The following is a 19,014-nucleotide window of genomic DNA, read 5'->3' as shown; positions in this document are numbered from 1 at the left end:
TCGCACGGTGTCCGGAAGAGTGGGGTCCGGCCACGCCTTCCGGAAACTAGCAGTGGTAGTCAGGGCGTCGTGGAGACGTTACGGCTCAGGGTGCCGCCCGTCCAGAGCCGGTCGCCTCGGCCGGCTCGCGCGGCGCGGGGAGCGTCACGCGCCGGGCCGGGCACTCCACGGTCCTGGGCTCCACGGTCCTGGGCTCGGGGACGGGGCGCTCGGCGGCCTCGGGTCCGGCGGCCGGGTGCTGAATTGCCTCGTGCGCGGTGGGGGCGGGGACGCGGGGCTCGTCGGCACCGGGCTCCGGCGGAGCGCCGCCGTCGGGGCAGGACTCCTTCGGCGGGCACTCCATCGCCCTCGGCAGCCGCAGGGCGGCCAGCGCGCCGATCAGCAGCAGCCCCGCGCTGACGAAGAGCGTGATGTGCAGCCCGCCGACGAAGGCGTGCCGGGCCGTGGAACGCAGCAGGTCCCCGAGCGGGCCGCCCAGCTCGGCGGCGACCTGGTAGGCCTCGCCCAGCGAGTGGGAGGCCTCCGCTCCGGCGCGGGCGGGTACGCCCTGGTCGCGCAGGGAGGCGAGGCCGGGAGCGTAGGCGGCGTTCATGACGCTGCCGAGCAGGGCGATACCGAGCCCGGCACCGAGCTGGTAGGAGGTCTCCCCTATCGCCGCGGCCCCGCCCGCCCGCTCCGCCGGGGCGTCGCTGAGCATCGACTCGTACGCCCCGAAGAGCGTCGTCTGGAGTCCGAAGCCGAGCAGGACGAAGGCGCCGGTCAGCAGGGCGGGCCGGTCGTGGTGGCCCATCGAGGTGAGCAGCAGCACGGAGGAGGCGGTCAGGACGAAGCCCCAGCCCACCATCCTGCGGGGGCCGAGGCGGCGCAGGGTGTACGAGCCGGTGGCGCCCGCGGCCATCGCGGCGAAGGTCAGCGGCAGCAGCCGCAGCCCGGTCTCCAGCGGGCTGAGCCCCAGCACCAGCTGGAGGTACTGGACGGCGATCAGTTGGAGGCCGACCAGGGCCAGCATGGCGAGCACGATGCAGCCGACGGCGGTCGAGAAGGCCGGGCGGGCGAACATCGAGATGTCGATGAGCGGGTGGGCTCGGCGCTTCTGGCGGCGTACGAAGAGGATGAGCAGCGCCAGTCCGAGGGCCAGCGGGACCAGCGTGACCGGGTCCAGGAGGCCCGCCCCGCCGCCCAGCCGCTTGACGCCCAGGACGACGCCGAGCACCCCGGCCGCGGCCATCAGCGCGCCCAGCACATCCCACGGCCCGTCCTGGGAACCGCGCGACTCCGGCAGCAGCCACCGGCCGAGCGGCAGGATGACCGCCATCAGCGGGATGTTGATGAGGAAGACCGAACCCCACCAGAAGTGCTGGACCAGGAAGCCGCCGACGACCGGCCCGGTGGCGGCGCCGACCGCGGCCACCGCGGTCCACACCCCGATGGCGAGCGCCCGCTCCCGCCGGTCGGGGAAGACCTGGCGCAGGATCGACAGGGTGGCGGGCATGATCATCGCGCCGCCGACGCCGAGCAGGGCGCGGGCCGCTATGAGAACGGCGGGGGTGTCGGCGGTCGTAGCGAGCAGCGAGGCGGCGCCGAAGAGGCCGTAGCCGAGGAGCAGCACGCGCCGTCTGCCGACCCGGTCACCCAGCGTGCCGAAGAGGATGAGTAGCGAGGCGCAGACGAGGGGGTAGGCGTCGACGATCCACAGGAGTCCGGTGGCGCTCGGGCGCAGGTCCTCGGTGAGCGAGGGGACGGCGACGTGGAGCACGGTCGCGTCGAGCGCGACCACGAGCAGGCTCAGGCAGAGGACGACGAGGACGACCCAGCGGTTGGCGCCGTCGGCGGCGCTGCGCAGCCGGACTCCGGCCGTGGTCGTCCCGGACATCTACATACCTCCCGATGGGTCCCTCGCGCTCGGTGGACCGGCGGGGACTGTGGCGTGTCGCGTCTCCGGGGGCCCGGCATCGACGGGCGAGTGCGCCGTCAGCGTACGCGAGTTCGGCCTGCTGACACGTGGTCCACCTCATACGCCGGTCCGCCACACAGTGTGTCGTACGCCACTGCGGCCCCGTCGGCGGGCCCCCGCGCCGCACCCCGGCGGGCCCCACGGAGGGGCGGAGCGCGGCGGCGCGCGTCTCCCCCGAATGGCCGGATCAATTCCCGCGGATTCCCCCGTACGAAATTAACCGGGAGATCAAACACACTTCCGAAGGGAACCCCGGGGAAATGGGGCGCAAGATCACGGAGATTCTTCTGCGGGCCGGGAAAAAGTCACCGTTCTGAGACAAAGTCCACATCACATCGTCATCACAAAGCGGCCGGATTGGCCTGCACGCACACTCACTCGCTGTAACGTCGATTGGGTGCGTACCGACATCTTTGCCCGCCTGGACCGGGAGCCGGAACCGCCGAAGATAGTGGCACCGCGGATGAGCCGTCACCGCATCGCCCTCTTCGGCGGGACGTTGGTGTTCTATCTCGCCATCGTCTTCGCCGTGCTCGTGACGTCCTGGCTGGTGGCCCTGGACTGGAAGGTCATGCTGTTCAGGCCCTACCAGCAGTGGCCCGAACTGCACGCCTTCCTCGACTACTACGTCGTGCTCGGCCAGCGCGGCCCGACGGCGGTGATGGTCGCCTGCTGGCTGGGCTGGCGCTCCTGGCGGCAGCACACGCTCCGGCCGCTCCTGGTCCTCGGCACGGCCCTGCTGCTGCTGAACGTGACGGTGGGAGCGGTCAAGCTGGGTCTGGGGCGGCTCGGCCCGCACTACGCGACGCAGATCGGCTCGGCCGAGATGTTCGCCGGCGGCGATATATTTCCCTCAGGTCACACCGCCAACGCCGTCGTGACCTGGGGAATCCTCGCCTATCTGGCCACCACGCCCCGGGCCAGGCGCTATCTGTCGGCGCTCTCCGCCACGGTCTCGCTGGGCGTCGGCCTCACCACCGTCTACATCGGCACGCACTGGCTCAGCGATGTGCTGCTGGGCTGGGCGGCGGGGCTGCTCATCCTGCTGGCGCTGCCCTGGTTCGAGCCGCTGATCGCCCGGACGGAGAGCTGGATCTTCGACGTGCGCGAGCAGTGGCGGGCCCGGCGCAGGGCCCCGCGTCCGGCGCTCGTCCCGCAGGACGGGCCGCAGCCGGTGCTGCTCCCGCAGTCGATCGCGGGCGAGGGCGCGGCCCGCGCGGCCGTGTCGGCCGCGCCCGCCGCACAGGTGTCCACGGGAGTGGCGACTGCCGCGACCGGGACCGCGAAGGCGACCGGGGTCCGGGCGCGGGCGCACACCGCGCCCACCGCCTGCCCGGAGCGACCGGCGTCCGCCCCGGCGGGCAGCCGCCGCCCCCCGCAGCACCCGGAGCACAGCTCCCGGAGCACGGCGAGCCCGGCGCGGCCGATGACGGGCGGCTGAGGACTGTCCCGTCCTCCCTGAGGACCAGGACCCCCGCGTACGGCCAGGGCCCCGACCACACCATGGTCGGGGCCCTGGCCGTAGGCGGCCGTACCGGGGGCGCGGAAGGGCGTCAGCCGACCCAGCAGCGGGTGACCGTGGCGTCCTCGACCTGGAAGTTGATGCGCCCGGAGCGGAACTCCATCGTCAGGAACGAGCCCGGCGGGACCGCCCGGACCGTGTCCCAGCCACGGCTTCTCGCCAGCTGCTCGGCGGTGTCGGCGGCGAGGCCGACATACGAGTCGGGGACGTCGTCGGGCTGTGCGGGAGGGGTCGGTAGAGAGGCCATGCCCTCACCGTAGGCGGCCGCGGAGCCGGACGGAAGGCCGGACCGGGGTCCGGCCCGGCATCCTCACATGCCGTCGCGGTCACGCTTGTGTCACAGAATCCCCACACGCCCATATCCCGGTCCATTCACTCGGACAGCCCGCCGGGAAGTTGCGGCGCGAAATGGTCCGCGGCCCCCGTGCAGCCGCGCGACGGGGCCGGTCGCCGCACTCCGAAAACACCCTGGGTGACCTGCCGCTTTACCCGGCCGGAGTCCCGTCACCCGAATGGCCGGAACACCGGGTAATTCTGGCCCCATAGCTGTGTCCTGTCTTTCCCCACGTTTCTTCCACGACTCCCCCTCCCGTCACGAAGCCGGGAGGAATCTCACGATCCGGCGAGCGCCCGGTCGAGCCGGTCCCGGGCCCGGGACATCACCTCGATCAGCTCGGGCGGCTCCACCACCTCGAAGTCGACACCCATGAGCAGCACGTGGATCACCAGCACCTCCAGGTCGGGTGCGCCCGCGGTGAGCCGGCAGCTCCGCTCGTCGACGGGCTCCAGCACCCCGGCGGAGGGCGAGATGTGCCGGGCCGCCTCCGCCACCGGGGCCTTCAGCAGGAGCACCGCCCGCTCCGCGTAGGCGGAGACCGCGACCCCCCGGGAGACGTAGGCGGCCAGGTCCTCGGCGGGCGGCGTCCGGGGCGTGAAGCGGGGGCCGTGCGGGGGTGTCGGGGTGATCCGGTCCACCCGGAAGGTCCGCCAGTCCGCCCGGTCCAGGTCCCAGGCGACGAGGTACCAGCGGCGCTCGGTGCAGACGAGCCGGTGGGGTTCGACGGTCCGGCGGGAGTCCGAGCCGCTGTGGGCCCGGTAGGAGAAGCGGAGCCGCTCGCTGTCCCGGCAGGCCCCGGCGAGTTCGGTGAGGAGCGCCGGGTCCACGGTCTCGGCATCCGCCGCGTGCAGCATCGGCACGGTGAAGGCGCCCAGCGCGCTCACCCGGCGGCGCAGCCGGTGCGGCAGCACCTGCTCCAGCTTGGCCAGGGCGCGCACGGAGGTCTCACCGATGCCCTCGACGCCGTGGCCAGCCGCCGTGCGCAGCCCCACGGCGACCGCGACGGCCTCCTCGTCGTCCAGCAGGAGCGGCGGCAGCTCCGCCCCGGCACCGAGCTGGTAGCCGCCGCCGGTGCCGGGGCTGGCGTTCACCGGGTAGCCCAGCTCGCGCAGCTTCTCCACGTCCCGGCGGACGGTACGCGGGGTGACGCCGAGCCGCTCGGCCAGGTCGGCGCCGGACCAGTCGCGGTGGGCCTGGAGCAGCGAGAGCAGGCGCAGCAGTCGTGCCGAGGTCTCCAACATGGGAAGGAGTCTGCCAGGGCTTGCGGACAGCTACCGTCCGCAAGCCCTCCGGAAGCAGGCCCGAACCGCTCAGGCGGCGGGAGGCCCGGGCTCCATCCGTACGCAGAGGTCGTTCCCCACGGTGTAGCAAGGGGTGGCCACGGCGCCCTCGGCCACCGGACGGCCCGGGTAGACGAAGGTCTTGTGCCGGGTCCAGACGTCGTCGAGGATGCGCGAGATCCTGACCGCCTTCGCGCCCGGGACCGGGATCAGCCACAGCCCCCAGAGCTGCTCCCCGGCCAGCGGGCCGGTCACCAGCGGGGCGTAGGGCAGCGTGAAGGCGAAGCCGCCCGGCTCCCCGGTGGCGGTGAGCGGGACGCGGTGGAGGCGCGCGGGGTCCTGCTGGAGCCGGGCCTCCACCACGGCGCCCTCCCCCGCCCCGGACCCGTACAGCACGCCCTCGACGCTCATCCCGGACCGGCTGACGCGGATCGCACCGGCCTCGGCGTGCGGGGCGCGGACCCAGCTGCGGACCGCGAGGCGGCCGTCGAGGGTGGGATAGGGCACCCGCCAGCGGACGGTGGCGGTGGCGGCGTCGGGGGTGCGGTCGATGAGGGTGCGCAGGTCCCGAAGGCCCGGCAGGACGGCCGGCGTGTGCTCGGAGCCGGGCTCCTCGACGTACGTGTCCCACCACCCCTCGGGCAGTTCGGTGGCCGGCTCCAGCACCGCCCGCAGCCGGCCGGGGGCGGTGGTGCTCAGCGGCAGCCGGACCGTGGTGCCCGCCCCTCCCCTCCGGCGCAGGAGCAGCACGGCCCCGGGGCCGGGGGCCGGGGCGAGGGCCAGCTCGAAGGTGAGCGTCCCGGCCGGGTCGGCGACGCAGTCGGCGCGTACGGTGGCGGTGGTCATGCGGTCCTCCCCTTGCGGAGCACGTCGGCGGCCTTGTAGCGGAGGGCGTACGCGCCGTCGAGCACAGTGCCCCGGGTACGGTGCAGCGCGGTGCGCAGGGGTCCGTGGCTCCGGCTCAGGCCGCCCCGGGAGACGAGTTCGGTGAAGAGGCTCTCGTGGCGCTCGGCGATCCGCGCCGGGTCGAAGCGCTCCGACGCCCCGATCGCGGCGCGGCCCATCCGGTGGCGCAGGTCGTCGTCCTCGATCAGCCGGAGCAGCGCTGCGGCGACCGCGTCGGTGTCCCCCACCGGTACGAGGCGGCCGTCGACGCCGTCCTCGATGATCTCGGCAGGTCCGTGCGGGCAGGCGGTGGCCACGACCGGCAGTCCGCCGCGCATCGCCTCCACGATGGTCATCCCGAACGACTCGCGCTCCGACGTGACGGCGGCGATCGACCCCTTGGGCCACTCGGCCTCCATGGGGTTGGCCGCGCCCATCAGGAACACGTGGTTGTGCAGGTCCAGCCGGTCGATGAGCGTGCGCAGCGTGGCCTGTTCGTCGCCGCTGGCGTCCGCTCCGCCGTAGATCCTCAGCCGCCAGTCCGGGCGTACGGCCGCGACCTGCGCGAAGGCCCGCACGAGCAGGTCGTACCGTTTGACGCGGTGCAGCCGGCCGGCCGCGACGACCCACTTCAGATCGCCGTCGGCGGGCGGACAGCCGGGCACGGGAACGGCGTTGGGGATGGCCTCGATCCGCACGCCGGGCAGCTTCATCCGGCGGCGGTAGTCGGCGGCGTCGGCGCGCGTGACGGTGGTCAGCGCGTCGAGCAGGGTGTACCGGTGGGCGATCTCGCGCCGCAGGCGGTAGCCGTGGTTGTCGAGGGTCAGGTGCTCCTGCCCGACGCGGACCGGGCCCCGGCGGGTCTGCCGGGTGATGTGCACGTTCAGGCCGGGGCGGGTGCCGACCACGACATCGGCCTCAAGCGTCCGGAGGTGGTCGGCGATCCGGGCGTCGGTGAGCCTGCTGTACTGCTTGTGCCGGCTGTCGCCGCGCGGGAACACCACGGCGGGCCGGGCGTGTTCGGCCTCGTCCCCCTCGTAGGTGCCGCTCTTCTTCCGCAGGTCGACGAGGTGGCGGAGCACCACACCCTCGGGCGCGCCGAGCTGGGGTGTGTCGCGGTGCCGGAAGACGGAGACGATCTCCACGTCGTGCTGTTCGGCGAGCGTGCGGGCGAGTGTGAAGGTCGAGCGGATCGTCCCCCCGATGCCGTACGCGTTGTGCAGCAGAAATGACATGTGCATGGAGCTGCCGTCTCCCCCTGGTCGGGCCCGGTGTTTCGTGACTGTACGTCCCGGTGGTTCACCATCTGTTCCGCCGACCCGTTCCACCACCCCGAACGGATCCGGAATCCGGGTGGATTCCGCCGTGGAATGCTTCGCACCGTCCGGTGCCCCCGCCGCGCCGCCGGAGCCGGGACCGACCGGGCCGTTCCCGGGAGCCGCGGACCCGCCTCCCGCTCGACGTCCGGTGTCCGCGGGTCTTTCGGGGGCGGCCGGGGCGCCTCCCGGCCGCCTGCCCGCCATCCGTTCCGGCGACGCGTTCCTCCGTGCTTGACGTGGGACGAAGCGGGGAGGTTGCCTGCGTCCGGGGAAAATCTCCGGAGCATGCGCCCGACCGGCTCCCCTCTCGCCCCTCTCGCCCTCTCGGCCCCCGAGGGAACCGAAGGTTGACTCGTCGATGTGGAGATGAGTCGACATGGCCCTCACTTCCGTGCTCGCCGGTGCGTGACCCCGGCCACGGGTTCCCCGTTGTCTCTTCATGAGCCGGGAACCCCCCGGCCCACGCACCGAGTTCGAGGAGCCACCCGTGCCGCGCATGCTCGACGTCAGCCAGGACGTACGCGCCGAGATCGGCGACGACGAAGCCGACCGGCTGCTCGTCGGCGACGACACCCCCGGCAGCTACGACTGCACCTCCTGCCGCACCCCCGGCGACTCCGACCAGGAGCGCACCAGCACCGTGCTGTTCATCGGGGACGAGACGGCCGTGCTCGCGTTCGCCCACGCGACGTGCATCCCCTCGCAGGTCGTCAGGGTCGCGGAGGACCAGCTCCAGGGCGCGGTGCGCAGCATCACCGGCAGCGAGCAGCAGAATACGGAGGGGCGTATGCCCGAACAGGCCGTCCTCGGCATCACCAGCGGTCTCGTTCTCATCGAGGACGATGTCCGCCCGGCCCTGGTCGTCGAACCGACCGGACCGGTCGCCCGGCCCGGCACCGACGGCAGCGGGGGCGACGAGTTCCTCCAGCTGCTGCTGGAGCAGGGCTTCCACCCGGCGCCCGACCTGCACACCCTGCCCGCGCCGCTGCCCGGCTGGTCGGTGCTGCTCGCCGTGGGCCAGCTGCACGCCGTGCTGCAGCCGGGCTCCGGCGGCGGGAACCCGGTCGCCTGGTGGCAGGCCCACCAGCCGCTCCAGGTCACCGACGGCTGGCGGGCGGCGGTCAACAAGTCGCAGCAGGTCCTGGTCTTCGCCGCGCCGGCCGGCACCATCGGCCAGCAGCCGCGCGAGGATCTGCTCCGGGACGCCCTGGAGAAGGCCGCGGTCAACGGGGTCCTGGTCGCCGCGTCGATGCCGCTGGCCGGGACCTGAGCGTGTCCGCCCCGCCCGGGTACCCCCGCCGAACAGCGTTTTCTCCGGCGGAACCGCATCCGACGGGCGACGAGGTCGTTGGCACCTACGTGCACTCATACGACCCATCCCGCCAGCACCAGAGCCAGATTCCTGCCATGCGTCCCGCGCAGGATCCATCGGCGGGCACCTCCGCCACCCCGATCTACGACGCGCTGTACTCCGAGTACCGGCGCTCGTTCCGGGCGTTGCCGGGTGACCGGAGCGGTGAGGAGAATCTCCGCTTCCCGGCCTTCGGCGCCGGGCTCTTCGCCACCCGGGCCCCGCTGGGCGGCTACCCGCCGTCGGCCGGGTCCGCCCGGCACACCGGAACCGGCAGCGTTCAGAGCCAGCACACCGGGAGCCTCGGCTCCTGGCAGCGGGTGGGCCGGCACGCCGGGCGCCCCCGGCCGGCGGCGCTTCCGCCGGGCTCCCGGGAGTCCTGAGAGCGGGTACGGGGAGAGCCCCGGCGTGGTCCCTGGGCAGGGACCGCGCCGGGGCTCTCCCGTGTGCGCTACTTGGTGCGGCCGCGCTTCTCGCGGACCCGGACCGAGATGTGGATCGGAGTGCCCTCGAACCCGAACTCCTCACGGAGTCGGCGCTCGACGAAGCGGCGGTAGCCGTGCTCCAGGAAGCCGGAGGCGAAGAGGACGAACCGGGGCGGCTTGGTGCCCGCCTGGGTACCGAAGAGGATGCGCGGCTGCTTCCCCCCGCGGACCGGGTGCGGGTGGGAGGCGACGATCTCCCCGAGGAACGCGTTCAGCCGACCGGTGGGGACGCGGGTCTCCCAGCCCTCGATCGCGGTCTCGATCGCCGGGACCAGCTTCTCCATGTGGCGGCCGGTGACGGCCGAGACGTTGACGCGCGGGGCCCAGGCGATCTGCGCCAGCTCCGTCTCGATCTCGCGCTCCAGGTAGTAGCGGCGCTCCTCGTCGAGGGTGTCCCACTTGTTGAAGGCCACGACCAGGGCCCGCCCGGCCTCCACGGCCATGGTGACGATCCGCTGGTCCTGGACGCTGATGGACTCGCTGGCGTCGATCAGGACGACGGCGACCTCGGCCTTCTCCAGGGCGGCGGCGGTTCGCAGCGAGGCGTAGTAGTCGGCGCCCTCCTGGAGGTGGACGCGGCGGCGGATGCCGGCGGTGTCGATGAACTTCCAGGTGATGCCGCCGAGCGTGATCAGCTCGTCGACCGGGTCTCGGGTGGTGCCCGCCAGTTCGTTGACGACGACCCGGTCCTCGCCCGCGACCTTGTTGAGCAGGGAGGACTTGCCGACGTTCGGGCGGCCGATCAGCGCGATGCGGCGGGGGCCGCCGGGGGCGGTGCCGAACTTCTGGGCCGGGGCGTCCGGGAGCGCCTCCAGGACCGCGTCCAGCATGTCGCCGGTGCCCCGGCCGTGCAGCGAGGAGACCGGGTAGGGCTCACCGAGCCCCAGCGACCACAGGGCGGTGGCGTCGGCCTCGCCGCTCTGGCCGTCGACCTTGTTGGCGCAGAGCACCACGGGCTTGCCCGCCCGGCGCAGCAGCTTGACGACGGCCTCGTCGGTGTCGGTGGCGCCGACGGTGGAGTCGACCACGAAGACGACGGCGTCGGCCGTCTCGATGGCGTACTCCGCCTGGGCGGCGACGGAGGCGTCGAGGCCCAGCACGTCCTGCTCCCAGCCGCCGGTGTCGACGACCTTGAACCGGCGGCCCGCCCACTCGGCCTCGTAGGTGACGCGGTCGCGGGTGACGCCGGGCTTGTCCTGCACGACGGCCTCGCGGCGGCCGATGATCCGGTTCACCAGGGTCGACTTGCCGACATTGGGGCGGCCGACGACGGCGAGCACGGGGAGCGGGCCGTGACCGGCCTCGCCGAGAGCGCCCTCGACCTCCTCCGGGTCGAAGCCCTCCTGCGCGGCAAGCTCCATGAACTCCGCGTACTCGGCATCGCCAAGCTCCCCGTGCTCGTGGTCCGAGCCGCCGGAGTGAATCTGGTCGTTCATGAAGTCCGTTCCTCTTTGCATCATCGATGGACCGCGATCAGCGCGGTCCACTACTCAAGTACTCAAGTCTGGCCTATCGGCCGGTGAGGCGCTTGGCGCTCTCCAGGTGGGCGGTGAGCCGCGCCTGGATCCGCAGGGTCGCCTCGTCCAGCGCCTTGCGCGTCCGCCGCCCGTCGCCCGCGGCCGCGTCGAACGCGTCACCGAAGACGACGTCGACCCGGCTGCGCAGCGGGGGCAGCCCCCGTATCAACCGTCCGCGGCGCTCGGTGCTTCCCAGCACGGCGACGGGGACGATCGGCGCCCCGCCGCGTACCGCGAAGTACGCGAGTCCGGCCCGCAGCGAGGCGAAGTCGCCCTCGCCCCGGGTGCCCTCGGGGAAGATCCCGAGCGCCCCGCCGTTCGCCAGCACCCCCAGCGCGTGGCTGATCGCGGTGCGGTCCACCGTCGTACGGTCCACCTCGATCTGGCCGATCCCGTGCAGGAACGGGTCGAGGGGGCCGACGAACGCCTCCTTCTTGATCAGGAAGTGCACCGGCCGGGGCGCGGTGCCCATCAGCATCGGGCCGTCGATGTTGTGGGAGTGGTTCACCGCGAGGATGACGGGCCCGGCGGCGGGCACCCGCCACGCGCCGAGCACCCGCGGCTTCCAGAGCCCGTACATCAGGCCGACGCCGATGCGCCGCCCGACCGCGGCCCCGCGCGGTGTGGGCGCCCCCGTGGCGTCGCTCACGCGGCGGTCCGCTTCTCCTCGACGAGGGTGACGACGCACTCGATGACCTGCTGGAGGGTCAGCTCGGTGGTGTCCACCTCGACGGCGTCGTCGGCCTTGGCGAGGGGGGAGGTCTTGCGGCCGGAGTCGGCGGCGTCCCGCAGGATCAGGGCCTCGCGGGTGGCGGCGAGGTCGGAACCCTTGACCTCACCGCTGCGGCGGGCGGCGCGGGCCTCCGGGGAGGCGGTGAGGAAGATCTTGATGTCGGCGTCCGGCAGCACGGTGGTGCCGATGTCCCGGCCCTCCACGACGATGCCGCCCTTAGCACCCGCGGCGATGGAGCGCTGCAGCTCGGTGATGACCGTGCGCACCTCGGGGACCGCGCTGACCGCGCTGACCTTGGAGGTGACCTCCTGGGTGCGGATCGGGCCGGAGGCGTCCTCGCCGTCGACGGTGATGGTCGGGGCGGACGGGTCGGTGCCGGAAACGATCACCGGCTTGGCTGCGGCGGTGGCGATCTCGGCCGGGCTGGAGATGTCGATGCCGTTGTTCAGCATCCACCAGGTGATGGCCCGGTACTGCGCGCCCGTGTCCAGGTAGCTCAGGCCGAGCTTGGCGGCGACGGCCTTCGATGTGCTCGACTTTCCGGTGCCGGAGGGCCCGTCGATGGCGACGATCACGGCGGAGCTTGCGGTTTCCACGGCGGTGGACACCTTCCTGGTGCACGGGGTGGGGACGGACGGGCCACGGGGGCCTTGTACCAGGTTACCGAGTGCCGGGCGCGCCCTTGTACCCCGTACGGCTCAGGCACCGGACACCGCCGGCGCCAGAGCCGCCGACCTGAGCCCCACCGGACTCAGCCGCGGATCGACCAGCCGCGCTCGGCGAGTGCGGCGCCGAGCACCTGGGCCGCGCTCGGCTCGACCATGATCTGGACCAGACCCGCCTGCTGCCCGGTGGCGTGCTCGATGCGGACGTCCTCGATGTTGACCCCGGCCCGGCCCGCGTCGGCGAAGATCGCGGCCAGCTCGCCCGGCTTGTCCCCGATGAGGACGGCCACGGTCTCGTACGCGGCCGGGGCGGCGCCGTGCTTGCCCGGGACCCGGACCCGGCCCGCGTTGCCCCGGCGCAGGACGTCCTCGATGGCGTCGGTGCCCGCGCGCCGCCTCTCCTCGTCGGCGGAGTGCAGGCCGCGCAGCGCCCGTACCGTCTCCTCCAGGTCGGCGGCGACCCCGGCCAGCACGTCGGCCACCGGCCCGGGGTTGGCGGAGAGGATCTCCACCCACATCCGGGGGTCGGAGGCGGCGATCCGGGTCACGTCCCGTATGCCCTGCCCGCAGAGCCGTACGGCGGACTCGTCGGCCTCCTCCAGCCGCGCGGCGACCATGGAGGAGATCAGCTGCGGGGTGTGTGAGACCAGGGCGACGGCCCGGTCGTGGGCGTCGGCGTCCATCACCACGGGCACGGCCCGGCAGAGCGCGACCAGCTCCAGCGCGAGGTTGAGGACCTCGGTATCGGTGTCGCGGGTCGGAGTGAGGACCCACGGACGTCCCTCGAAGAGGTCGGCGGTGGCGGCGAGCGGCCCCGAGCGCTCCTTGCCCGCCATCGGATGCGTACCGATGTACGGGGTGAGGTCGAGGCCCAGCGCCTCCAGCTCCCGGCGCGGGCCGCCCTTGACGCTGGCCACGTCCAGGTAGCCCCGGGCCGCCCCGTCGCGCATGGCGGTGGCCAGGACGGTGGCGGTGTGGGCGGGCGGTACGGCGATCACGGCGAGGTCGACCGGTCCGGTGGGCGGCTCGTCGGTCCCGGCGCCGAGCGCGGCGGCGGTACGGGCCGACTCGGGGTCGTGGTCGACGAGGTGGACGTGGATGCCGCGTCCGGCCAGGGCCAGGGCGGCGGAGGTCCCGACGAGCCCGGTTCCGATGACGAGGGCGGTTCTCACTGGGCGATGTCCTTGCGCAGGGCGGCGGTGGCGCCGAGGTAGACGTGGCTGATCTCGGCGCGCGAGAGGTAGGTCTCGACATGGGCCAGGAGGCGGACGACGCGGGGCATGGCCCCCTCGACGTCCAGCTCCTGGGCGCAGATCAGGGGGACGTCGACGATCCCGAGGCCGCGCGCGGCGGCGGCCGGGAAGTCGCTGTGCAGATCAGGGGTGGCGGTGAACCAGATGCTGATCAGGTCGTCGGCGACCAGCTCGTTGCGTTCCAGGACCGCGGTGAGCAGCTCACCGACCCGCTCCTCCATGTGTCCGGCCTCGTCCCGCTCCAGCTGGACGGCGCCTCGGACCGCTCGTACCGCCACGTCCTGACTCCTCGCTCGTTCACTTCCGCTGCTCCTGATCACCCTAGAGGGGCGGGAGGGGGGGCGGTCACCGCGCTCTCTGGGTGAGACGGGCGGTGGCATGGACCGCGAGGAGCATGTGCCAGATCCGGCCGGCGAGGTGTTCCGGCGTCGCGGCGACGCGCCCGTGCACCCAGTCGGCGAGCACGCCGGTGAAGAGTCCGGCGACGGCGCTCGCGGTGAGGTCGTGCCCGGGCTGCGCCGGGCGCCGTGCGGACAGCTCGTCGAGGCTGCGCTGCCGCAGCTCCCGGTGGAGCAGCTCGCCGAGCGGCCCGCCGCCACCTTCGCGCAGGAGGCTGCGGTAGACGGAGGCCCGGCCGTGGACGGACGCCAGGAGCGCGGCAAGCGGGGGCGGCGGCGCGTCCGGTCCTGGCGGCGCGCCCTCCCAGGCGTGCAGGGCGTCGACCGCTTCGGTGACGACCTCGGCGCAGGCGTCCACCGCGAGCGCGTGCAGGTCGTCGTAGTGGAGGTAGAAGGTGGCGCGCCCGACCCCGGCCCCGCGGACCACCTGCGCGACGCTGACCTGTTCGAGTGGCCGGTGCTCGCAGGCGGCGAGCAGAGCCGTACGGAGCTTGGCGCGGGTGCGTGCGGTACGGGGGTCGGCGCTGCCGTCGGTGACTGCCGGAGCCATCAGGGGCTCAGCCGGCGAGCAGGACGGCGCCGAGGGCGAGTGCGGACGGCACGGCCTGGACGTAGAGGATCTTCCGGCTCACGGTGGCGGCCCCGTAGATCCCGGCGACGACCAGACAGCTCAGGAAGAAGACCTGCGCCTGGAAGGCGACCGGGTCGGCGGCGACGAGGCCCCAGACCAGGCCGGCGGCCATGAAGCCGTTGTAGAGGCCCTGGTTGGCGGCGAGGGTGGCGCTCTCGCGGGAGAAGGCGGGGGTCGTACCGAAGGCCGAGCGGCCGCGGTCGGTGTCCCAGAGGAACATCTCCAGGACCAGGAAGTAGGCGTGGATCAGCGCGACGAGCGCGACCAGGACCTGAGCGGCGATGTGCATGGCGGTCGGCCTCTCTGTGACGATTTCCTGGACGACTGTACAGGAAGTGCTCCCGACCCGCCCGGTTGCTTCACCTCCGCCCTCCCCGCCGCCACCATGGCGGGCACGATCCCCCACTCACACCTGACCACTGGAGAGCCCGTGAACGCACGGCGAAGGACCGTCCTGGCGGCGGGCGCGGCAGGCGCCGCCGCCCTGGTGACCAGCTGCGGATCGGACGGCGACGGAGGCGGTGGCGGGGATACGGCCGCCACCTCGCCCGGGACCTCGCCGGACGCCTCCCCCGGCGGCGGGCAGCAGCTCGCCTCGACCGATGACATCCCGGTCGGCGGGGGCATGGTCTTCAAGGAGCAGAAGGTGGTGGTGACCCAGCCGGAGGAGGGCGAGTTCAAAGCGTTCTCCGCCGTCTGCACCCACGCCAGGTGCCTCGTCTCGACGGTCGGCGACGGCACCATCAACTGCCCCTGCCACGGCTCCAAGTTCTCCCTCACGGACGCGGCGGTCGAGGCCGGCCCGGCGACCCGCCCGCTGCCGGCCGAGCGGATCACGGTCACGGACGGGGAGATCCGGCTGGGCTGAGCGGTGGAGCCGCCCCGGCCCGGCCCGGTTGTTTCCGGATGCGGCCCGGCCCGCCGTCCACGTACCCTCACGGCCATGATCACTCCCGCCGACGAGGCTCTCGTACGTGACCACACGGTCTACGCGTGTGTGATGGGCTCCCGGGCGTTCGGTCTGGCGACGCAGGACAGCGACACCGACCTGCGCGGGGTGTTCGTGGCCCCCACCCCGCTGTTCTGGGGCTTCACCAAACCCCCGACACATGTCGAGGGCCCGGCGCACGAGCAGTTCTCCTGGGAGCTGGAACGCTTCTGCGAGCTGGCGCTGCGGGCCAATCCGAATGTGCTGGAGTGCCTGCACTCCCCGCTGGTGGAGTACATGGACGACACCGGCCGGGAACTGGTGGCCCTGCGCGGGGCGTTCCTCTCCCGCCAGGCGCACACCACGTTCGTCCGCTACGCGCTGGGCCAGCGCCGGAAGCTGGAGGCGGACGTACGGCAGTACGGAGAGCCGCGCTGGAAGCACGCCATGCACCTGCTGCGGCTGCTGGCGAGCTGCCGGGACCTGCTGCGCACGGGTGAGCTGCGCATCGAGGTGGGCGAGGCGCGCGAGGGGCTGCTGGCGGTGAAGCGGGGCGAGGTGCCATGGCCGGAGGTGGAGCGCCGGATGAACCGCCTGGCCGAGGAGAGCGAGGAGGCGGCGGATGCCTCCCCGCTGCCGCCCGGGCCGGACCGGGCGGCGGTGGAGGACTTCCTCGTACGGGTGAGGAGGGCGTCGGCGCGGTAGTCGGGGGCGAGGGGGCGTCGGCCCGGCAGGAGCCTGCCGGTGGCCTCCGGAGGCCGGGCCGGGCGGACGGCGGACCGGCAGCCCCGAGAGGCCTCAAGGCGTGAGCCTCGCCCGTACGACCACCTCGTGCAGGGCGTCGAACGCCGTCGCGGTCTCCGGGAGCGAGGAGCGTTCCTGTGCCTCGTCCAGCACGCGGTGCAGTTCCTCGATGTCCCGGGCCACGGCCTCGCCGTCCGCCTGCGTCGCCGTCGCGTGCTCGGCCTCAGCCTTGGCCTCGATCAGGTCGGGCAGATACGCGGGGGCGTCGACCTCGTCGAGCAGGGTCGGCAGATGGGCCAGCACCTCCCCGCCGCGCATCAGGTGGATGCCGGTGAGCAGCGCCCGGAAGGTGTAGAGCAGCGGCTTCAGCTCGCCGGTCCTGCCGTACAGCCGCCACTGGGTCCCGGCGAAGCCCCGGTAGTGGTGGGCGTGGTGGCGGGTCAGCACGCCGGGGACGAGGGCGGCCAGTTCGGTGTGGAGGGCGCTCGTGTGGACCACCAGCGGGGAGAGCAGCTGCTCCAGGACGTAGCCGTTGGGCCGGAGCATCAGGCGGACGAACTTGCGCAGGTCGTGGGTGACGAGGTCCAGTTCGACCCCGTCCCGCTCCCACATCCGGGTCCGGGTCTCCTCCGGCTCGCGCAGCCCCACCAGCTCCTCGGCGGGCAGGACGTGGACCCCCCGCAGGTCCACGTCCGAGTCCCGGGAGGGGAAGCCGTAGAGGTGGGCGCCGGAGACCGTGGCGAAGACCAGCGGGCCCGGGGCCTCGGCGAGGTCGGGGCGCAGGTCGACCACCGGGAGGCCGGCCCGCGCCAGGGTCAGAGGAGTGGGGCTCATCGCTCAAGCATCCCAGAGCGCCGCCAGGGAGAGCAGGTCGCTCCGGTACTCGATCCGCTCCGACCACTCCTGGGGCCAGGCCCCCGCGCCCAGGTGGGCTCCGGCGAAGGCGCCCGCCAGGCAGGCGATCGAGTCGGAGTCGCCCCGGGTGCAGGCGGCCCGGCGCAGGGCGGCGAGCGGGTCCTCGGGGAAGAGCAGGAAGCAGTGCAGGGCGGTGGCGAGGGCCTCCTCGGCGATCCAGCCGTCGCCGGTGCGCTCGCACGGGTCGGTCTCCGGCGACGGGTCGCGCAGGGCCTCCTGGACGGCGGCCAGGGCGTGTCGGCACTCGTCCCAGCCACGGCTGATGAACGCCTCGGGCGAGGTGTCCCCGGCGTACCGCCACAGGTCGCCCAGCCAGCGGGTGTGGTAGCGGCCGCTGTTCTCGTACGCGTAGCTGCGCAACTGGCCGATCAGACCGAGCGGTTCGGCGCCCTGGGCGAGCAGGAGGACCGCGCGGGCGGTGAGGTCGGAGGCGGCGAGCGCGGTGGGGTGGCCGTGGGTGAGGGCGGCCTGGAGCTGGGCGGCCCCGGCGCGCTGCTCGGCGCTGAGGCCGGGGACGAGGCCGATGGGCGCGACCCGCATGTTGGCGCCGCACCCCTTGGAGTGCGTCTGGCTCGCCTCCTGCCAGACGCCGCTGGTTTCGAGGAGGCGGCAGGCGGTGAGGCAGGTGTTGCCGGGGGCCCGGTTGTTGTCCGGCGAGTGGTACCAGGCGATGAACTCCCGGCGTACCGGGTCCACCATGCGCTCCGGGGTGAGCAGCCCGCTGTCCATGGCGGTGCGGACGCCCCGGCCCAGCGCGATCGTCATCTGGGTGTCGTCGGTGACGAACGCGGGGGCCGGCAGCTCCATCCCCCGCCAGGGGCCGCACTTGGCGAGGATCGAGGGCACGTCGTTGAACTCGGTGGGGAAGCCCAGCGCGTCACCGAGCGCGAGCCCGGTCAGCGAGCCGGTGGCCGCCTGCTTGGTCAGTCTTCGGGTGGCGATGGTCATGGTGTTCGTCCTTCCGGGCGGGAGAGGGGTGCGTCGGTGGGCTGCGGGCGCAGCAGGGGCGGGTGGAGGGTCGTGGCGCCTCCCGCGCGGTGGAGCGCGGCCGGTTTGCCCCGGCCGCCGGTGCGGCGCGGGGGCCCGTCGACGGGCTGGACGAAGCCGGGGGCGCCCAGGACCTTGCGGCGGAAGTTGGGGCGGTCCAGCTCGACGCCCCACACCGTCTCGTAGACCTGCTGGAGTTCCCCGAGGGTGAACTCGGGCGGGCAGAACTCCGTGGCCAGGCAGGTGTATTCGAGCTTGGCGCCGATCCGGTCGCGGGCGTCGGCGAGGATCCGGTCGTGGTCGAAGGCGAGCGGGCCGGTGGCGCGCGCGTCCCACCACCGGGCGCTCGCCGCGTCGCCGCCGCCGCGCGGTTCGGGCAGGTCCGGCAGGAGGGCGGCGTACGCGACGGAGACGACCCGCATCCTGGGGTCGCGGTCCGGGTCGGTGTAGGTGCGCAGCTGCTCCAGGTGGAGGGAGCCCACGGCGTCCGGGCCGAGTCCGGTCTCCTCGGCCAGTTCGCGGCGGGCGGCCTCGTCGGCGGACTCGCGGGGCAGGACGAAGCCGCCCGGCAGCGCCCAGCGCCCCCGGAAGGGGTCCTGGCCGCGCTCGACCAGCAGGACGTGGAGCGCCGCGTCCCGGACGGTGAAGACCGCGAGGTCGACGGTGACCGCGAAGGGCGGGAAGGCGTGCGGGTCGTACTCCGCCGGTACGCCGGTGCTCATCGCTTCTCCGGGAGGGGGGCGGCGAAGTCCCATGCGGTGGCGAGGGGTTCGTCCACGGCGGCGACAGCCCGGGCGGGCCGGGTCTCGGGCGGGCCGGTGGTCTCGCGCGGCTCGGCGAGCGTGCGTGCGCTGTGCTCGCGCCCGCACTCCGCGACGTACGCCGTCCGTCGCCAGGCCCCACCGTGGGCCCGGCCGTGGCCGGTGAGCGCCCGCGCGAGGGTGGTGGCGCCTGGTCCACCCCCGTGGGTCCAGGTCCACCAGCCGTATGCGGCCAGGGTGATGAGGACCGTCTGGAGGCCGGTGCCGGCGTACGGCACGGCCTGCGCGAACAGCGGGGGATCGAGTAGGTCCGCGAGGCTCACGGGCCCGCCTCCTTCTTAATAGTCAC

General features: G+C 73.5%; 20 protein-coding genes and 1 pseudogene. 5 read left to right on the top strand and 16 right to left on the bottom strand.

Annotated features, from left to right (window positions below; genetic code table 11):
- Positions 1–85 precede the first annotated feature (85 nt).
- A complete protein-coding gene (locus tag AC0682_RS00300; RefSeq protein WP_478530173.1) occupies positions 86–1,873 on the bottom strand; it encodes an MFS transporter in 1,788 nt (595 codons plus the stop codon).
- 478 nt (positions 1,874–2,351) lie between these two features.
- Between AC0682_RS00300 and AC0682_RS00295 the strand changes: the two genes are divergently transcribed.
- On the top strand, positions 2,352–3,395 hold the full coding sequence (locus tag AC0682_RS00295; protein ID WP_254812885.1) for a phosphatase PAP2 family protein: 1,044 nt from the start codon (positions 2,352–2,354) through the stop codon (positions 3,393–3,395).
- Positions 3,396–3,507: 112 nt separating this feature from the next.
- Here the strand turns inward: AC0682_RS00295 and AC0682_RS00290 are convergent, their stop codons facing one another.
- The 4 genes from AC0682_RS00290 to AC0682_RS00275 all read right to left on the bottom strand — a co-directional run bounded on the left by AC0682_RS00290 (position 3,508) and on the right by AC0682_RS00275 (position 7,219).
- The gene (locus AC0682_RS00290) at positions 3,508–3,723 is read right to left on the bottom strand and encodes an I78 family peptidase inhibitor (protein ID WP_478530171.1); all 216 of its coding nucleotides are present in this window, start codon (positions 3,721–3,723) and stop codon (positions 3,508–3,510) included.
- Between the two features lie 365 nt (positions 3,724–4,088).
- Positions 4,089–5,054, bottom strand: coding sequence for a helix-turn-helix transcriptional regulator (locus tag AC0682_RS00285; RefSeq protein ID WP_478530169.1), 966 nt, complete (start codon positions 5,052–5,054; stop codon positions 4,089–4,091).
- A gap of 69 nt (positions 5,055–5,123) precedes the next feature.
- A complete protein-coding gene (locus tag AC0682_RS00280; protein ID WP_478530167.1) occupies positions 5,124–5,939 on the bottom strand; it encodes a transferase in 816 nt (271 codons plus the stop codon).
- Complete coding sequence (locus tag AC0682_RS00275; protein WP_478530165.1) at positions 5,936–7,219, bottom strand: glycosyltransferase family 4 protein; 1,284 nt, start codon at positions 7,217–7,219, stop codon at positions 5,936–5,938. Before AC0682_RS00275 ends, AC0682_RS00280 begins: the two co-directional genes overlap by 4 nt.
- A gap of 565 nt (positions 7,220–7,784) precedes the next feature.
- Between AC0682_RS00275 and AC0682_RS00270 the strand changes: the two genes are divergently transcribed.
- Both AC0682_RS00270 and AC0682_RS00265 read left to right on the top strand, forming a co-directional pair.
- Positions 7,785–8,567: a hypothetical protein gene (locus AC0682_RS00270; protein ID WP_254812884.1), complete on the top strand. Its 783-nt coding sequence runs from the start codon at positions 7,785–7,787 to the stop codon at positions 8,565–8,567.
- A gap of 137 nt (positions 8,568–8,704) precedes the next feature.
- Positions 8,705–9,031: a hypothetical protein gene (locus tag AC0682_RS00265; RefSeq protein WP_478530163.1), complete on the top strand. Its 327-nt coding sequence runs from the start codon at positions 8,705–8,707 to the stop codon at positions 9,029–9,031.
- A 68-nt stretch (positions 9,032–9,099) separates the two neighbouring features.
- Here the strand turns inward: AC0682_RS00265 and der are convergent, their stop codons facing one another.
- From der to AC0682_RS00230, 7 genes are all read right to left on the bottom strand, one after another.
- A complete protein-coding gene (gene der / locus AC0682_RS00260) occupies positions 9,100–10,569 on the bottom strand; it encodes a ribosome biogenesis GTPase Der (protein ID WP_254812882.1) in 1,470 nt (489 codons plus the stop codon).
- 73 nt (positions 10,570–10,642) lie between these two features.
- A complete protein-coding gene (locus AC0682_RS00255; protein ID WP_254812881.1) occupies positions 10,643–11,299 on the bottom strand; it encodes a lysophospholipid acyltransferase family protein in 657 nt (218 codons plus the stop codon).
- Positions 11,296–11,991, bottom strand: a complete 696-nt coding sequence (cmk, locus tag AC0682_RS00250) for a (d)CMP kinase (protein ID WP_254812880.1) — start codon at positions 11,989–11,991, stop codon at positions 11,296–11,298. Before cmk ends, AC0682_RS00255 begins: the two co-directional genes overlap by 4 nt.
- 143 nt (positions 11,992–12,134) lie before the next feature.
- Positions 12,135–13,220: a prephenate dehydrogenase gene (locus AC0682_RS00245; RefSeq protein WP_254812879.1), complete on the bottom strand. Its 1,086-nt coding sequence runs from the start codon at positions 13,218–13,220 to the stop codon at positions 12,135–12,137.
- The gene (gene aroH / locus AC0682_RS00240; RefSeq protein WP_018488012.1) at positions 13,217–13,579 is read right to left on the bottom strand and encodes a chorismate mutase; all 363 of its coding nucleotides are present in this window, start codon (positions 13,577–13,579) and stop codon (positions 13,217–13,219) included. The genes AC0682_RS00245 and aroH overlap by 4 nt, the downstream gene beginning before the upstream one ends.
- Before the next feature lie 67 nt (positions 13,580–13,646).
- Complete coding sequence (locus tag AC0682_RS00235) at positions 13,647–14,249, bottom strand: TetR/AcrR family transcriptional regulator (RefSeq protein WP_478530159.1); 603 nt, start codon at positions 14,247–14,249, stop codon at positions 13,647–13,649.
- A gap of 7 nt (positions 14,250–14,256) precedes the next feature.
- Positions 14,257–14,619, bottom strand: coding sequence for a DUF1304 domain-containing protein (locus tag AC0682_RS00230; protein ID WP_478530158.1), 363 nt, complete (start codon positions 14,617–14,619; stop codon positions 14,257–14,259).
- A gap of 141 nt (positions 14,620–14,760) precedes the next feature.
- Here AC0682_RS00230 and AC0682_RS00225 point away from each other — a divergent pair, with 141 nt between their 5' ends.
- Together AC0682_RS00225 and AC0682_RS00220 are read left to right on the top strand one after the other, a co-directional pair.
- Positions 14,761–15,198 carry a Rieske (2Fe-2S) protein gene (locus tag AC0682_RS00225; protein ID WP_478530156.1) on the top strand — a complete coding sequence of 146 codons (438 nt, stop codon included), beginning with the start codon at positions 14,761–14,763 and terminating at the stop codon, positions 15,196–15,198.
- Positions 15,199–15,273: 75 nt separating this feature from the next.
- A complete protein-coding gene (locus tag AC0682_RS00220) occupies positions 15,274–15,963 on the top strand; it encodes a nucleotidyltransferase domain-containing protein (protein WP_478530154.1) in 690 nt (229 codons plus the stop codon).
- A gap of 93 nt (positions 15,964–16,056) precedes the next feature.
- Here AC0682_RS00220 and AC0682_RS00215 read toward each other — a convergent pair whose 3' ends face one another.
- The 4 genes and pseudogenes from AC0682_RS00215 to AC0682_RS00200 form a co-directional block, all read right to left on the bottom strand.
- Positions 16,057–16,836 carry a nucleotidyltransferase domain-containing protein gene (locus tag AC0682_RS00215; RefSeq protein WP_478530152.1) on the bottom strand — a complete coding sequence of 260 codons (780 nt, stop codon included), beginning with the start codon at positions 16,834–16,836 and terminating at the stop codon, positions 16,057–16,059.
- 3 nt (positions 16,837–16,839) lie between these two features.
- Positions 16,840–17,865, bottom strand: coding sequence for an ADP-ribosylglycohydrolase family protein (locus AC0682_RS00210; RefSeq protein WP_478530150.1), 1,026 nt, complete (start codon positions 17,863–17,865; stop codon positions 16,840–16,842).
- On the bottom strand, positions 17,862–18,626 hold the full coding sequence (locus AC0682_RS00205) for an NUDIX hydrolase (protein WP_478530148.1): 765 nt from the start codon (positions 18,624–18,626) through the stop codon (positions 17,862–17,864). The genes AC0682_RS00210 and AC0682_RS00205 overlap by 4 nt, the downstream gene beginning before the upstream one ends.
- A pseudogene (locus AC0682_RS00200) lies at positions 18,623–18,958 on the bottom strand (hypothetical protein); the annotation flags it as partial. The gene AC0682_RS00205 and the pseudogene AC0682_RS00200, both read right to left, overlap by 4 nt.
- Positions 18,959–19,014 lie beyond the last annotated feature (56 nt).

This window comes from Streptomyces sp. NPDC043746 (genome assembly GCF_056436485.1).
Note: the sequence above shows the minus strand (reverse complement) of the source record. Positions and strands in the feature narration are given on the sequence as shown.

Bases quoted from the DNA above. Each gene is read 5' to 3' on its own strand.
- AC0682_RS00205 (WP_478530148.1), bottom strand. From the start codon at position 18,626: ATGAGCACCGGCGTACCGGCGGAGTACGACCCGCACGCCTTCCCGCCC.
- AC0682_RS00220 (WP_478530154.1), top strand. From the start codon at position 15,274: ATGATCACTCCCGCCGACGAGGCTCTCGTACGTGACCACACGGTCTAC.
- AC0682_RS00230 (WP_478530158.1), bottom strand. From the start codon at position 14,619: ATGCACATCGCCGCTCAGGTCCTGGTCGCGCTCGTCGCGCTGATCCAC.
- AC0682_RS00235 (WP_478530159.1), bottom strand. From the start codon at position 14,249: ATGGCTCCGGCAGTCACCGACGGCAGCGCCGACCCCCGTACCGCACGC.
- AC0682_RS00285 (WP_478530169.1), bottom strand. From the start codon at position 5,054: ATGTTGGAGACCTCGGCACGACTGCTGCGCCTGCTCTCGCTGCTCCAG.
- AC0682_RS00300 (WP_478530173.1), bottom strand. From the start codon at position 1,873: ATGTCCGGGACGACCACGGCCGGAGTCCGGCTGCGCAGCGCCGCCGAC.
- AC0682_RS00265 (WP_478530163.1), top strand. From the start codon at position 8,705: ATGCGTCCCGCGCAGGATCCATCGGCGGGCACCTCCGCCACCCCGATC.
- AC0682_RS00210 (WP_478530150.1), bottom strand. From the start codon at position 17,865: ATGACCATCGCCACCCGAAGACTGACCAAGCAGGCGGCCACCGGCTCG.
- AC0682_RS00215 (WP_478530152.1), bottom strand. From the start codon at position 16,836: ATGAGCCCCACTCCTCTGACCCTGGCGCGGGCCGGCCTCCCGGTGGTC.
- der (WP_254812882.1), bottom strand. From the start codon at position 10,569: ATGAACGACCAGATTCACTCCGGCGGCTCGGACCACGAGCACGGGGAG.
- AC0682_RS00280 (WP_478530167.1), bottom strand. From the start codon at position 5,939: ATGACCACCGCCACCGTACGCGCCGACTGCGTCGCCGACCCGGCCGGG.
- AC0682_RS00290 (WP_478530171.1), bottom strand. From the start codon at position 3,723: ATGGCCTCTCTACCGACCCCTCCCGCACAGCCCGACGACGTCCCCGAC.
- AC0682_RS00275 (WP_478530165.1), bottom strand. From the start codon at position 7,219: ATGCACATGTCATTTCTGCTGCACAACGCGTACGGCATCGGGGGGACG.